The sequence below is a fragment of the Rothia sp. (in: high G+C Gram-positive bacteria) genome, assembly GCF_015265375.1.
Classification (GTDB): domain Bacteria; phylum Actinomycetota; class Actinomycetes; order Actinomycetales; family Micrococcaceae; genus Rothia.
The window spans coordinates 1-15,412 of record NZ_JABZXW010000054.1 but is presented as its reverse complement, the minus strand read 5'-3'; the positions used below and the strand labels follow the sequence as shown (position 1 = coordinate 15,412).

The window sequence follows — 15,412 nt, the reverse complement described above, 5'->3', positions numbered from 1 at the left end:
GCATGCTCGCTCTTCAACCCGCCGCTGGAACGCGACGAAAGCGTCCACGCCGTCTTTGACGCGGAGCAGGACATTGTGAAGATGCCCCTGGACGATTACCTCTACTACGAGCGCACCAACTACGAACACACGGCCTTTCAGATTGCCATGAAGCAGTGCTACGCCGAACACGGACAGAACTACACTATCCAAGCTCCCTATTCTGAAAGCGCACCCCGCGGTGATTTGGGACGAAAGTACGGTCCCTGGAACGTCGAGTACACCCAGAAGTACGGTCTTCAGAAGCGAGACCCCAACGCAGCCGCCCCCATCTCCTTTAACTCGGGGGAGAGTATGAGCCCCGAGGAGCGGCTCAACATCGAATGCTACCCCAAGGCCCGCGAGACCCTGGATGCCGCGGTGCCCGAAGGCAAGAGGCCCGAGAATGATGTGCAGTCCACATCCAGTCGTATCTCCAGCGACGCAACCAGCGCCGTTTACGGTAGCAAACTGCACCGCGAGCTCGAAGAGAAGTGGAAGCAATGCGTCTCTGACCGGGGGCTCACCCCCATTAAGGCAGGGTCGGTAGCCGAGGAAAGCCCGCTGAATGAGCAGCTGAGCAAGAACGGCGGTTTCAACGAGCCCGCCTCCGAAGAAGAGATTCGCATCGCCACCATCCAGGCCGAATGTAACCAGCAGGTCGGCATGAGCAAGCAGCTCTACGACCTGGAAGCCCAGTACCAGATGCCGCTCATCCGCAAGTACCAGGCGCAGCTTGAGCAGGAACGCAAGGCAGAACGTGAGCGTGACGAGAAGTTCAAGCAGTACGTTCTGGAGCACCAGTAAACCGGGGCGCTAAAAGACAGCGCAACGAAATATAGCGCAGAGAAATAGACAGCGCTGACACAGTTCAGAAAGACACCGCCATGACCACTCACACGAAAAACCAAAACAGCGGGCACCGCTTTAGCGAGCGCATCGCCCGACCCCGCGTGCTCCTGCTGCTGGCTATTCTCGCCATCGGTTCGCTCATGCTGTCCTTCTACCTGGGCACCCGCTACGCCGCCACGGGCCCCGACCCGGCCGTGCAGGCGAAAACCGTGATTCCGGTCTGGGCGAAGGTTGAAGAACGAACCGTCAGTGAGGGCCTCGCCATTGCCGGAACCACCAAGGCGGGAGAGACCGCCCCGATTAGCGCGCGCACCAACGGTGAGCCGGTGCTCGTCTACCAGAACCAGAAGCCCGGCAACGTGCTCAAGGCCGGTGACTTCATCGGCATTATTGGCGCCGACCCCGTCTTCGTGCTGGATGGGCCGCTGCCGCTGTACCGCGACCTCAACCTGGGCGATAACGGCGACGACGTGCTCGCCTTCCAGAAGGCGCTGAACTCCGCCGGGTACTCCACCGAGCAGAGCGGCACCGTTACCGAAGACACCCTCGAAGCTGTCACGCGTCTGCACCGCGCGCACCTGACCGGTGTGCCCAGCGAGGGGGTCACAACCATCGCCCGCAGTAACTACGCGATTCTGCCCGGTGGTAGCCACACCGTCACCGCCGTTGCCGCGGTGGGCCAGCTCATCAGTGACGGCAACCCCATTGCGAGTGTAGAAACCAGCGAACCCTACGTGGAATCCAGCGTTGAACTCGCCGTCGCGAACAAGCTCAAGGTCGGCGACCGCGTTAGCCTGCGCACCTCCACCGGCAGTGTGGAGGGCACCATCACCAGCATTGGTGAGTTGCAGAACGACCCCTCCAAGGGTGCGGCAAAGAGCGTGCGATTCAGCGCCGACGACCCGAGCAAGCTCACGCCGGGTCAGAGCGCATCCATCACCAGTAAGGGCAACACCTCAACCACCCTCGCCGTGCCGACCACCGCGGTACGCCAGGACTCCCAGGGCACCTACGTGCTCGTTGAAAAGGGTGGAAGCTCCACCTCGACCAACAAGGATGCGCCCGCCACCGAACGAGTCAACGTTGAGGTTCTGCGCACCGCCGGCGGATACGCCGCAATCAACGCTAACCTCAGCGCGGGACAGAAGGTGCTAGTCTCATGAGCCGCCGAAAGATAACCCCCGAGCGAGCCCCCGACGGCATGACAGCCCCGCACGGTAGGGGAGAAGCCGCGGTACTCAATGCCGTCCCTGGCACTGCACCCGCTATCGAAATGCGCGGCATTACCCGCGTCTTCGAGGGCAGCGAACGGCCCGTTCTCGATCACCTCGACCTGGTGGTCGAACGCGGCGAATTCCTCGCCATTATTGGTCCGTCGGGCTCCGGTAAATCAACCCTGCTCAACGCCATTGGCCTGCTCGACACGCCCACCAGCGGAACCTACAGCCTCTTCGGCAAAAACACGGAAGGACTCAGCGACAGAGAACGCGACGAAATGCGCCGAGACCACCTCGGCTTCATCTTCCAGTCCTCAAACATGCTGCTGGATGAAACCAGCACAACCAATGCCTCCATGGGCCTGCGCGTGCAGGGCGTACCCTACGGCGAGCGCCTGCAACGCACCGAAGAAACCCTAGAATTTCTGGGGTTGAGCGACCGCGCCAGCATCCGCACCCGCTACCTCTCCGGCGGCGAGAAGCAGCGCTGCGCCATTGCTCGTGCCCTCGCCACGCGCCCGCCGCTGATTCTTGCCGACGAGCCCACCGGCAACCTGGACAGCCACAATAGCGCCAAGGTCATTGAGATTTTGCAGCGCATTAACGCCACCGGCTGTACCGTGCTGGTTATTACCCACGACCCGGAGGTTGCCGCCGCCGCCCGCCGTGTGATTCGCATTGAGGATGGACGGCTACACGAGCAGAGCCGCGCCGATTCCGCTACGGCACCGGTCGCTGAGGCTGTGCCGGTTGCAGGGGACACCCCGACGGAAGTCCCGGCAAGTGCCCCGGTAGATGCTCCCGCTAGCCTCGCACCGGGGGAGAAGCCCGCTACGCATCGCCGCGGAAGCTTCCTCACCGACGACAGCATCGAGGCGATCTCTGCGCTCACCTCCCGACCGCTACGCACCCTGCTGCTGGGCCTGTCCTTCGCACTGGGCGTGGGCGGACTCATCAGCGCCTCCGGCATGAGCGAATCCGCCAGCTACCAGGTGAACCAGCGCCTGCTCGGATCCGAACAATCCACGCTCTACATCAGCGACAGGGACAATGACCAGAACATGCTCGGAACCTACCGGCAGGGCGAATCCGCGCAGAATGTTGCCGACCGCATTAGCGCGCTGGACTACGTGAAGAACACCGGATTCGTCAGCAGCGTGGCACCCGCCGACGTGCGAATCACCCGGTTCAGCCCCTACGAGGACGAACCCAAAACGGCGATTAGCCTCAGCTCCACCTCGAAGACCCGGCTCGAGCAAATCGGTGCCCGCATGAACCCCGAAACCCTGCGTGCGCTCGAACAGATGAACTCGACCCTCACCCAGCAGAACGTTGCTGACCGTGAACGCTCCGAGCAGCTCTCCGGCGCTATTGTGTCGGTCTCCGCTGCCCGCGCCCTCGGCATTATTCCCGAAGATAAGGCTGCAGATAACGCCACAACCGAGCCCAGGCCCGGCGAGCTACCCGCCGTCGACTACGGCATTAAGCTCGGTGGGTTGCCGCAGGTGGCACCCGGTGTGAGCATCTGGGTGGAAGGTCAGCTGATGCCGGTCATCGGCCTCTTCGACCCCGGCAATAGCGGCTACGAATTTAGGAACACGGTCATTGTCTCGCCGGGCACACTTCAGCGCACCGGACGCGGCCAGGTCACATACATTGCCGAAACCGAACGGGGCTACGGCAAAGCGGTCGCCAAGGCAATTCCGCTGACCCTCAAGCCCGCTGAACCCAGCCAGATCAACGTGGAAACCCCCTCCGACCTGCAGAGCCTGCGCGCGTCCATCGCCTCCGATTTGGGCCTGTACGTGGGTGTGCTCTCCGGCATTCTGCTGGTGCTCGCCTCGCTCTCGGCGGCAACCGCCATGTACCTGTCCGTACAATCGCGCACCGCAGAGATCGCGCTACGCCGCGCTATCGGATCCAGCAAATGGCTGATTGCCCGCATCTTCCTCATGGAGGGCGTCATGCTCGGCGTGCTCGGTGGCTCTATCGGTGCCTGCTCCGGCATGATTGCGACCATCATTCTTTCGCTCGTGCAGGGCTGGCAGGCGATTCTCTCACCGGGATTCGTTGTGCTCGGCGTGGGTGTTGGTGCCCTCACCGGTTTGGTGTCTTCGGCGTACCCGGCGTGGGTGGCGTCCCGTAAGAGCCCCGCCGACGCGATGCGCGGCTAAAGCGCCCGCATGGGGAAGCAAACTCACCAAATCCTCGAACTATGACCGGTCAAATAGGTATTAGATAGCCCAAACCTTAAAATAAGGGGAGGTAAAAACACCAGAGACTAGGTCAAAGGACAAAATCGTGAGCCGAACGCACACACCGCGCCACGCTGACAAACATCAGAACACAGAGGCACCAGAGGTGGCCGAAGGAAAGCGCAACGACCGCGCTGACCGTCGCCCGCCTCTGGGCCCTGACGCCCGTAAAACCCTCAGCACGTTCGGCATTATTACCGCCGTGCACACCCTCGCGACGGTGCTTTTCAGTGCCGCCTTGGCTGTGATTATTGCCCGCGCGGCACACGCCGGATTCGCCGCTGTCGCCGCCGAACACGCGCGCCTCAAAGAGACTAGCGCGCCGGACGTGTACCGCGCCTACGTTGAGTTCGCCGGCTCCGCCCAGGCACAGCTGGAGGCGCACGGCGGCTGGCTGCTCGGCCTCGGCGGTATCTTCGGTGACGGTGACGCCATTACCCCCGGCCTGATTGCGGTCGCCGTCATTGCGCTGCTCGTGCGCTCGGGCACCGACTACCTGCTGGCTGTGAGCGCGCAGCGTGCCGCCTCCGGAGCGAAGTCTCAGATTCGTTCCTCGCTGCTCAAGCGCGTGCTCGCCACCGGTGGCGCCGACACCCCCGAAGGTACCGGCGCGACCGCCGTGCTGCTGTCCCGCGGCCTGAACGCTCTGGATGACTACTACACCAAGACCCTGACCGCGTTCGTGTCCACCGCGATTGTGCCGTTCATCCTCTGGGTTGTTGTGGCGTCCCTGGACTGGATGAGCGCCATGGTCCTGGCATGTACCCTGCCGCTCATTCCGGTGTTTATGATCCTGATCGGTAAGAACACCCGCGACGAAACCGCGGAAGCGCAGGCTGAACTGCATCGCCTCTCCGACCATATTCTGGAGCTCGTGCGCGGCCTGCCCGTCATTATCGGTCTGGGCCGCGAACGTGCACAGACCCGCGCCATGAACGCCCTCGGTCAGCGTTACCGGGAACGCACCATGCAGACCCTGCGTAGCGCATTCATGTCTTCGCTCGCGCTGGAACTCATCACCACCATTTCGGTGGCGCTGATTGCTGTGCTGATTGGTGTGCGCCTGGTCAACGGCACCCTGGGCCTGGACACCGCAATTCTTGTGCTGCTGCTGGCTCCCGAATGCTACCAGCCGCTGCGTGATGTGGGTGCCGCCTACCACCAGTCGGAGGACGGCGTTGCCGCCCTGCGTAGCGCCCAGAAGATTATTGACGCGCCCCTGCCCGCCGCTGCTGCGGACTCGGCAGAGCAGAGTGCAGCATCGCAGAAGGCTCAGCCTTCCACCATCACCGTTGAGGACCTGTCGGTCAGCTACCCGGCGCGTCCTGCCGTGGTGACTAACCTGTCTCTGAACCTGAACCGTCGCGTTGCCACCGCCAACGGTGAGCGCGGCGCGGTTATTGGCGTGATGGGTGAATCCGGCTGCGGCAAGTCCACCCTGCTGAACGTGTTCTCCGGTGCCGTGCGTGAGGGCCTGGTGCCCACCGGCTCGGAGGAGCCCGTGCACCTGACCGGTAGCGTGACCGGCCTGGGAACCACCCTGGTCATTCCGCAGTCGCCGGTCTTCACCGCACCGACCGTGCGGACCGAAATGGCTCTCTACGCACTCAGTGCCACTGAGGCGGAGCGTGAGCGCGCAGCCGTTCTGCTCGGCGATGCGATGGACTCCAAGAAGCTGTCCGTCACCGATGCCGAGTCGGCGCTGCTGGTTGGTCCGCTGGCTCAGCTGGGCATGGAGAAGCTAACCGCCCTTGAACCCGGTGCCCTCAGCGCAGGTCAGGCGCGCCGCCTCGCCGTGGCACGCACCCTGGCTCGTGCCGAGGCTATCTACCGTGTCGGCGGTGAGCAGACCGTGCTGACCGTCCTGGTGGATGAGCCGACCGCGCACCTGGACGCCTACTCGGCATACCTGGTGACCCGCGCCCTGCACCGCCTGGCGGAACTTGGCGCAACCGTGCTGATTGTGACCCACGAGCAGGAGCTTGCCGCTGGCTGCGACACCCTCGTTCGTGCTGTGCAGACTGCCCAGGGCTACACATGGACCGCCGAGGCGAACACCGCCTGCGTGCCCGTGCCTGCCGAAGCCCCCGCGCACCTGCTCAAGGACAGGGAAGAGTACGAGGCTGAAAGCACCGCCCCGGCGGGCGCCTCCGCAGCTGCCGAGGTCAAGGAAGCCGAGCCTGCCGGCCTGTTCGCAAGCCTGCGCACCCTGAAGGAACTGACCGGTATCGGTGTTCGCGCCGCAACCGGCCCGGTGATCATGGCTGCGATTACTTCCCTGATGGCTGCTGCACTGACCGCGCTGTCCGGCTGGCTGATTGTTCGCGCCGCCGAGGGCCCGGCAATGATGTACCTGATGGTCGCCATTGTGGGTGTGCGTTTCTTCGGTCTGGGTCGTGCCTGCGCCCGCTACGCTGAGCGTCTGATGACCCACTCGAAGGTTCTTGCCGCCGCGAATATTCTGCGTCTGCGCGCCTGGGTTGGCGCATGGCAGAGCGTGAGTAGCGTGCGTGCCCTGCTGCGTGGTGACGCGCTGCTCGAACGCCTCGTCGGCGGTATTGATGAGCTGCGTGACGGCGTGCCGCGCGTTATTATTCCGCCGGCTGCGCACCTGCTGGTCATGACCGCGGCGCTGATTACGACCGCGTGCATCCTGCCGCAGGCTCTGGTCCCGGTCCTGCTTGCCGTGCTGGTCAGCACTTTTGTGGCTCCGTGGATTGTGCTCCGCGCCGATGCCCGTGCGGAGGCGCTCGCTCGCCGCTCCACCGCGCAGATGCTGCGCCTGGGTACCGGCATGCTCTCGGCGGCTGAGGACCTGCGCGCTAACGGCGTGGCATCCACCGCTGAGAAGGCTAACGGCGCCCTGGACGCCGAGAACCTGTCCGCCCTGCAGAAGGGCTCGACCGCGCAGGGTGTGGGCCGTACTCTCGTGACCCTGAGCTGGTTCGGCGCGGCTCTGGCGAGCGCAATCATTGCGTACCCGCTGGCTGTTGACGGCACCGTGCGTGCCCCCGAGGCGGCGATTGTGGTGCTGCTGTGCACCGGCATGTTGGAAAGCTCCCTGGGCCATGTTGAGGCGGTCCGCTCCTGGCCCGCGTTCAGCCGCCTGCTTGCGACGATCGCCCCGAGCGTGCGCGATGTATCCCTGGAGGGTGTTGTCGCCACCTCGACTCTGAAGCGTTCCGTGCCGACCGAGGCTGAGGTGGACACTCACGTTCTGCCGCGTCGTGCTGAGCGTCTGCGTGCCCGCGCGGAGGCTGAGATGGAGGAGCTGCTAGAGGCTGACCGTCAGCGTGCCCAGCGTTTTGCCCGCCCCGAATCTGCGGCTGGTTCTAAGAGCGATACCCCGCGCCCGCCGAAGCCCGGCGAACCCACCCTGGTCAGCTGCGGTACCCCGCAGGAGCTCGGCGTGAAGGTCACTGAGACTGATCCCGCCCTGAGTCTGCAGGACGCTGCCGCCCGCTGGCCCGGTATGGATCACCCGGTCTTCACCGATCTGAACATGAACGCCCGTGCGGGCTCCTGGACTGCGGTGACCGGCCCCTCCGGCTCCGGTAAGTCTACGGTGCTTGCGACCGTTCTGGGCTTCTTGCCGCTGGAGTCCGGCCGTGTGCTGGCTTCCGGTGAGGTCCTGGAGGGCGAGCAGCTGCGCGGCTACGCGGCGTGGTGCCCGCAGGCGGCGCATATCTTCGAGTCGACCCTTGAGGGCAACCTGCTGCTGGCTCGTGACCGTTCGGATCGCCCGAGCGAGGAAGAGCTGGTTGAGGTTCTTCGCCGTGTGGGTCTGGGCGAGTGGTTTGACGCTCTGCCTCAGGGCCTGCGAACCCCGGTGGGTGCTGGCGGTTCGTTCCTGTCGGGTGGTCAGCGTCAGCGTCTGGCGGTGGCTCGTGCCCTGCTGGTGAACTCGCCGGTGCTGCTGCTGGATGAGCCGACCGCGCACCTGGACGCCGAGTCTGCTCGCGCGCTGATGGCTGACCTGGATGCTGCGACCCGCTCCAGCTCCGTGGCTACGGTTCTGGTATCGCACCGTCCTGAGGATATTGCCCGCTGCGATGAGGTGGTTCGCCTCTAGCGGCTGCCCTCTAACAGGCGGCGGGGCGCGCCGATGATGTGCCCCGGAAGGACGCCCTAGAAGAGCACCTCAGAAAAACGCCCCTAGAAAAAATAGTGTGCATGGGAATGCCCCGGTACTTCACGAAAGTACCGGGGCATTTCTGCATTTGGAGTTGTGGCGATTTAGCTACCGTCTGGTGGCTCAATCGGTCGTTGAGAAGCGGGCAGTAGCGCCGCCACGAAAGGCAGTGAACGGCGAGCCTAGAAGAGCTTTTCACCCTCCGGGCTAACCGCCAGCGCCGCGGAAACAGCCGCATAGTTCGGGCCCACAATGCCGATGCTCTGGGTCAGCATCACGCCGGAACCGTCGCGGGCACCGTGTTCGGTCGGCAGAGAACGAGCCACACCGCCGGAGGACGCCGCCTTCGCCGGGCCCACGCCCACCCATGCCAGAGCCAGCTGGCTCTCACCGGTGAGGAAGCGATGCGCACGCACACCGCCGGTTGCGCGGCCCTTCTGTGGGTACTCGGCCAGGGCGGTGACCTTGGCGCTCGCCAGGCCGTCCTTGCCGTTAGTGACGGTCACGACCTCCGCCGCATCGCCGGGCGCGGTCACGCCCAGAGCAATCACGCGGTCGCCGTCGGCAAGCTTGATACCCGCGATACCGCCGCCGGTGCGTCCCTGCGGGCGAACCTTGGCGGCGTCGAAGGTCAGCAGCTTCGCATCGCGGGTGACGAAGGTGAGCACCGCATCGTCGGTGGGGCAGGGGGCGGCGGCTACGATTTCGTCGCCGTCCTTGAGCTTCATGATGTCCCACTCGGTCTGGTTCAGCGGGTAGTCGGGGTTCACGCGCTTGATGACGCCGCCCGCGGTTGCCATCGCCAGCACCGTGTTCAGCGGCACGAGTGCAACCAGCTTCTCACCCTTGGCGAGCTGAACCAGCTCGGCTGCCTTCACCGCCGACACCATGGAGGGGGTGCCGCCGTTCTCGTCCAGCACCGCAATGTCCATGACGGACAGGCGCACCATACGGCCTGCGGAGGTCACGGCACCAATCTCACCGCGCGCGGTGGTCGGCACAATCGAGGCGAACACGTCGTGCTTGAAACGCTTGCCGGGATCCACGAGAGCCTCACGGATGGGCTTGCCGGGGGTTCGTCCCATCATACCGGAGGCGGAGAGCAGCACCCAGCACGGGTCGTCAGCGATTTCGAGGGCGAGACCCAGGCTCTTCTTCGCCTTGGACTGCGCGGTGACCGCCTCGATGGCGACCTGCATGTCGTCCTTGGTTTTGAGCTGGGTGCGGCGATCGGTGCCGTAGCGTTCGGCAACCTCTGCGAGCTCCTCGGAGACCAGTTCGCGCAGCGCCGCATCGGAGCTGAGGATACGCTGCAGTTCCGCGATTTCCTGTTGCAGGGTGTCGCGTTCTGCCTCGAGTTCCAGGCGGGAGTACTTGGTGAGCTGGCGTAGGCGTAGCTCCAGAATGTGGTTCGCCTGCGTGTCGGTCAGGTCGAAGACGACCTTCAGCTTTTCGCGTGCCTGAGCGGTCTCGTCAGATTCGCGAATAATCTGGATGACCTCGTCAATGTCGAGGATGGCCACGAGCAGGCCCTCGACCAGGTGCAGGCGGTCGGTGCGCTTGCCCAGGCGGAACTCGGTGCGGCGGCGGACCACGTTCAGGCGGTGGTCAATGTACACGCGCATCAGGTCGAGCAGGCCGAGGGTCTGAGGCTGACCGTCCACGAGCGCCACGTTGTTAATGCCGAAGGAGTCCTCGAGCGGGGTGTGCTTGTAGAGGGCGGCGAGCACCGCCTCCGGGTTGAAGCCGTTCTTGATTTCGATGACGAGGCGCAGCCCGTTGGTGCGGTCGGTCAGGTCGACCACGTCGGAGATGCCGGTGAGCTTCTTAGAGTTGACGCCGTCCTTAATCTTTTCGATGACCTTTTCGGGGCCGACCATGTACGGCAGTTCGGTGACGACGATGCCCTGCTTGCGGGGGCTGACCTGCTCGATCGAGACCTTCGCGCGGGTCTTGAAGGTGCCTCGGCCGGTTTCGTAGGCGTCACGGATTCCGCTCAGACCCACGATGGTGCCGCCGGTGGGCAGGTCGGGGCCGGGGATGAACTTCATGATGTCTTTGAGGCTCGCCTCGGGGTGGGCGATGAGGTGGCGGGTGCCGGCGATGACCTCGCGCAGGTTGTGCGGCGCCATGTTGGTTGCCATGCCGACCGCAATGCCAGTGGTGCCGTTGACGAGCAGGTTCGGGAACGCGGCGGGCAGCACGGAGGGTTGCATGAACTGGTTGTCGTAGTTCGGTACGAAGTCGACCACGTCTTCTTCGAGGTCCGCGGTGAGCGCCTGCGCGGCGGGTGCCATACGTGCCTCGGTGTATCGGGCGGCTGCCGGGCCGTCGTCGAGGGAGCCGAAGTTACCGTGACCGTCCACGAGGGGCAGGCGTAGCGCGAAAGGCTGAGCGAGGCGCACCATGGCGTCGTAGATGGCGGCGTCGCCGTGCGGGTGGAGCTTACCCATGACCTCGCCGGTCACGCGGGCGCTCTTGACGTGGCCCTTGTCGGGGCGCAGACCCATCTGCTGCATCATGTAGAGGATGCGGCGCTGCACGGGCTTGAGGCCGTCGCGGGCGTCGGGGAGGGCGCGCGAATAAATCACCGAGTAGGAGTACTCCAGGAAGCTGGATTCCATCTCGGCGGATACGTCGATGTCGACGATATTCTCTACCACATCCACCGGGTAGTCGCTGACGGCGGATTTGGATCGGCGAGCCATATATCTCCTCGTGTCGGTGTGTTTTCGCTCCTCCTATTTTAGCGGGTGGGAGCGGATGAATCGGGCTGGCTGGTCACCGCCCTGTGCCGGGTTCTGCAGGCGCTACGGGGAATGTTGCGGGGCGCATCGGGGGAGTGGACACTGTCTCATCTGTTCCGTCATCTGCCGTGTCATATGTGCCTTCACTGCGTGGTCAAGTAGCATAGCCCGGCTGGAACCCTCTAAGGTAGAGGGGAGTAATACCTAACCGCCTTCACGGTGCGCGCCGACCGACGTCGCCTCCTGAAGGCACCGCACGAAAGAGGTACGATGTACGCCACCACCCCCGAACGCGAGCAACTGGTCGCAGACATTAAGCATGCCGGTTTCTACCCCGACCTCGTGCTGGAAGTGGTGGATGACGCGCTGGCGGGCATGAACCCGGACGCGCACTTCGTACAGCACGAAACCCACTTCTCGCGCGATGATTTTCACCGCCACATCACCGTAATGGTGCTCTGCGGCGAGCACGTCATCTTCGCGCACCTGGACGACCAGCACCTCGAAGGGGATGCGCAGGGCACCGTGGCGCACGTGAGCGTGGAGGCGGTGCACCTGAGCGCTCTGAACGCGGTCACCATCAGCTACGGTTTCAGCCAGCCGCAGGGGTACAACGCCGGTAGCACCGCCCCGACTGAGATTTCCTTCCAGATTGCCTGGACCGGCTCCCTGCACATGGAGCTGGCGCCCGCCGGTTGCCAGGATCCGCAGTGCAACGCCGACCACGGCTTCACCGGTGATGCGCGCCGCGAGGACATTGCGGTGCGTGTGTCTGCGACCGCTGACGGCCCGGAGTCGGTTCAGCGTGCGCAGCATTTTGCGCGTGCCCTGCACCGTGCCCGCATGTACGCAACCCGCCGATAAGCACCGGCATCCCGCGCCTGCACCCCGACGGCGCTTGCGATTAGCGCTCGTCACACCCCTGAGAGACCCGAGAGGAACCTATGACGGCCCCGTCCCGCACCGAACAGCCCACTCTGCACGATGTTCTGGGCGCGCCGTTGCCTCCCGCGCCCGCCTACGGCAGCAATAGCATCGCCGATGTGCTGGAGTCCGCCTCCTCCCTGGTGGCTCAGCGAAGCCTGGCGCGCCCCGCGCACGCCCTGGATTCCGACCCGGCGTTCAACTCTGCAGCCGACCCGCTGAACCTTGCCGGTCGCCTCGCGGAGCATGACGTTGACCCGGCGTCGTTCCGTCACACCTGCGTGGTGATGGTGGATGGCCTGGGCGAGCAGCTCATCAACAGCTACGGCGGCTACGCGCCCGCCCTGCGTAAGACCCTAAACCTGGGCCCGCTGGACGCCGCGTTCCCCACTACGACCGCCGCCTCCCTGACTTCGCTGGGTACCGGCACGGCACCCGGCGCGCACGGCATTGCGGGCTACGAGGTGCGCAACCCGGCTGGTAACGGGGGAGCGGGCTCGGTCATGAACCACCTCTCCGGCTGGGATCAGTCGGTGGACCCCCACGCCTGGCAACCCCTGCCGACCGTGCTGGAACGCCACCATACGAACCGCCGAGTGCTCACCATTTCGCTGGGCAAGTACCGCGGCACGGGTCTGACCGAGGCGGCGCTGCGCGGCGGCGACTTCGTGGATGCCGTCGGCTATAACGCCCGCGTCACCTACGCCCTGGAAGCGCTCTCCAGCCGCACCCCGACCACCGTATACCTGTACTGGGGAGAGATTGACGCGGCGGGCCACCGCTACGGCGTGGGCAGCGACGAATGGTTGCAGCAGCTGGAGGAACTGAACTCGGCTCTGAAGCGTCTGGCGGAGCGCGCCCCGGCGTGGGCGGCGCTCTTCGTGACCGCCGATCACGGCATGGTGAATGTACCTGAGCACCAGCGCATCGACTACTCCGGCGTGGAGGAGCTGACCCGCAATATCGCAATGACCGCCGGTGAACCGCGCGCCGTGCACCTGTACCTGGAAGACACCTCGGAGGCGGCACGTACCGCCACCGCTCAGCGTTGGGCGCAGTACTGGGGCGATCGCGCCTGGGTGATTGATTCTCGCGAGCTGATGCGTGCCGGCTACTTCGGCCCGGTCATCACGGATGCGGCACGCGGCCGCATTGGCGACCTGATGGTGTGCGCTCGCGACGACTGGGCGCTGTACGATATGCGCCACTACCAGGAGCGTGCCCTGCACATGGTTGGTCAGCACGGCTCGCTCACCGACGCCGAGCGCCTGGTACCGCTGCGCATGCTCAAGACCTTCTAAAGCCCCAGACTTCTAAAACTTCAGCCTTCTAAAATGCTAGAGGACAAACGAAAACCGCTGGTTATTCAGGTGAATAACCAGCGGTTTTCGTATGTCTAAATACCCTTGCGAGGGCAGTCGCCTACTTGCGGCCGCCGAAGATGATGTCGTCCCATGCCGGAACGCTCACGCGCTGCTTCTTCGAGGAAGACTTAGGCTTCTCCGATGCGGGAGCTTCCGCCGCGGGAGTTTCGGCAGATGCTTCAGCGACCTCAGCAGGCTCTTCGGCGGGTGCGTGCTCGCTGTAGTCTTCCGGTGCCGGATGCGCCGCGGGGGTGTGTGCGGCGGGTACGCCGGTCAGCGGGCCTCGAGCAGATGCCGCCTCGGCGGGTGCCTCAGCAACGGGTGCTGCGGGTGCCGCAGGCTCTGCAACGGGCGCTACGGGAGCCTCAACTGCGGGCTCTTCAGCCTTCGGAGCTTCTGCGGGAGCCTCAGCCTTCGGAGCCTCGGCGGACTCGCGGTGCACGAACACCTCGGGCTCCTCAACCTGGGCGGGGCGCACCGAGCGGGCGCGCTCCAGGAGCTCCTTGAGCTTACGCTCGTCAGCGCTCTCAGAGGAAGTAAGGGGTGCCGGTGCGGGCTCGGGTGCCTTCGGCAGGCGGGCGGGGGGAACCTCCACGGGAGCCTTCTTCGCGGCGGCGGCAACAGCGTCCTCACTATTGCCCATCAGGAAGTACGCCGCCTCATTCGACGCGTACAGGCCCTGGTTTGCGGGGTTGTACACCCAGCGTGCGGGGAAGACGACCTGCGCGGGCAGGTTCTGACGCACCGAATCCTTCAGCGCAATATCAACCTCAACGCGCCACTGGCCGTTCTCCTGCTGGCGGGTGGTCCAGTCCTGGGTTGCCTCTTCAAAACCGTAACGCTCGGAGACTTCCTCAATGCGGGCGCTCAGGGTCACCGGGATCTGCGCGGTACCCGAAGCGGAGCTGCGGCGGCCAATCTTCACGCTCTGAGCGGCACGAATAATGTGGGCACGTTCAGCAACGATCGGCCACTCGTAGCGGCGCACGCGCTCCGGCTCCCAACCGGACTCTTCAGCGATTTCCTCAACGGAGGCACCCTGACGGAAACGGGTCTGAATATCGCGCGGGCCGTAGGTGCCCTTAGCGCCCAGACCGCGGGCGGGCTGAATACGGCGAGCCTTGGTGATGCTCGTGCGCAGGTTCGCGTCAATCGGCAGCAAGAAGCGGGTGCCGTCAGCAGACTCAAGCACCAGATTTTCGCCGTCATCGTGAACGCCAATCAGACGCAGTTCAAGCATGAGAACCTCCATAGGTGAACCGGACGCGTTCGTGAATGTGTTGCACGGAACGCAAACTACCTTCCAGGGTACCGTGAAAGCGCGGTAAATCAGTAGCGGAGGCGGGATTTTCCCCAAAAAAAGATGTACTTTTCGGACCGAAAAAGCTAGAATGTGACGCCAAAACAGTCCAAAGCCTACCCAGGATTAGACAAATAGGGTGCCAATGGTGAACAATACCTGGCATGCCGTCGGGGTTAAAACCCCACCGGCGGCACCTAGAGCACTCATTAAACCAGCGTGGCCTAGTTCAACACACAGCCACAGAACCAACGGAGCGTGAAAGTTTGGCAACTGATTACGATGCACCTCGCAAGCAGGACGAAGAGCAGAACGAAGAGTCCTACGAGGAGCTGAACGCCCGCCGTTCCGAGATGCAGTCCGGTGCGGTGGACGAAGACGAAAACAGCGCAGCAGAAAGCTTCGAGCTGCCCGGTGCTGACCTCTCCAACGAGGAGCTGAACGTTGTTGTTCTGCCCGCTCAGGACGACGAGTTCACCTGCGCATCCTGCTTCCTGGTACGCCACCGCTCGCAGATTGCACGCGAAGAGGGCGGCCTGTCCTACTGCATCGAGTGCGAGGGCTAAAACTTTAGGGAAGGGCTACCACCCACCCGACCTACAC

The 15,412-nt window shown here is 64.3% G+C and carries 9 protein-coding genes; 7 read left to right on the top strand and 2 right to left on the bottom strand.

All coding sequences use genetic code 11. From position 1 onward, the window contains the following. The 4 genes from HXO69_RS07215 to HXO69_RS07200 form a co-directional block, all read left to right on the top strand. Nucleotides 1–825 (top strand): multidrug transporter (locus HXO69_RS07215; protein ID WP_296546213.1); only part of this gene is annotated, 825 nt, incomplete at its 5' end. A gap of 80 nt (nucleotides 826–905) precedes the next feature. Then, a complete protein-coding gene (locus tag HXO69_RS07210) occupies nucleotides 906–2,033 on the top strand; it encodes an efflux RND transporter periplasmic adaptor subunit (protein WP_070643012.1) in 1,128 nt (375 codons plus the stop codon). Further along, entirely contained in the window at nucleotides 2,030–4,261 is a 2,232-nt protein-coding gene (locus HXO69_RS07205) for an ATP-binding cassette domain-containing protein (protein ID WP_296546211.1), read from the top strand. The genes HXO69_RS07210 and HXO69_RS07205 overlap by 4 nt, the downstream gene beginning before the upstream one ends. 187 nt (nucleotides 4,262–4,448) lie before the next feature. Then, a complete protein-coding gene (locus tag HXO69_RS07200; RefSeq protein WP_296546209.1) occupies nucleotides 4,449–8,414 on the top strand; it encodes an ATP-binding cassette domain-containing protein in 3,966 nt (1,321 codons plus the stop codon). Between the two features lie 242 nt (nucleotides 8,415–8,656). Here the strand turns inward: HXO69_RS07200 and HXO69_RS07195 are convergent, their stop codons facing one another. After that, nucleotides 8,657–11,182, bottom strand: a complete 2,526-nt coding sequence (locus HXO69_RS07195) for a DNA topoisomerase (ATP-hydrolyzing) subunit A (protein ID WP_296546207.1) — start codon at nucleotides 11,180–11,182, stop codon at nucleotides 8,657–8,659. 309 nt (nucleotides 11,183–11,491) lie between these two features. Here HXO69_RS07195 and HXO69_RS07190 point away from each other — a divergent pair, with 309 nt between their 5' ends. After that, nucleotides 11,492–12,085, top strand: coding sequence for a DUF5998 family protein (locus HXO69_RS07190; RefSeq protein ID WP_296546206.1), 594 nt, complete (start codon nucleotides 11,492–11,494; stop codon nucleotides 12,083–12,085). Between the two features lie 80 nt (nucleotides 12,086–12,165). Continuing rightward, the gene (locus HXO69_RS07185; RefSeq protein ID WP_296546204.1) at nucleotides 12,166–13,446 is read left to right on the top strand and encodes an alkaline phosphatase family protein; all 1,281 of its coding nucleotides are present in this window, start codon (nucleotides 12,166–12,168) and stop codon (nucleotides 13,444–13,446) included. Nucleotides 13,447–13,567: 121 nt separating this feature from the next. Here HXO69_RS07185 and sepH read toward each other — a convergent pair whose 3' ends face one another. Next, nucleotides 13,568–14,749 carry a septation protein SepH gene (sepH, locus tag HXO69_RS07180; RefSeq protein WP_296546202.1) on the bottom strand — a complete coding sequence of 394 codons (1,182 nt, stop codon included), beginning with the start codon at nucleotides 14,747–14,749 and terminating at the stop codon, nucleotides 13,568–13,570. A gap of 326 nt (nucleotides 14,750–15,075) precedes the next feature. Here sepH and HXO69_RS07175 point away from each other — a divergent pair, with 326 nt between their 5' ends. Then, nucleotides 15,076–15,375 carry a DUF4193 domain-containing protein gene (locus tag HXO69_RS07175; protein WP_005506382.1) on the top strand — a complete coding sequence of 100 codons (300 nt, stop codon included), beginning with the start codon at nucleotides 15,076–15,078 and terminating at the stop codon, nucleotides 15,373–15,375. Nucleotides 15,376–15,412 lie beyond the last annotated feature (37 nt).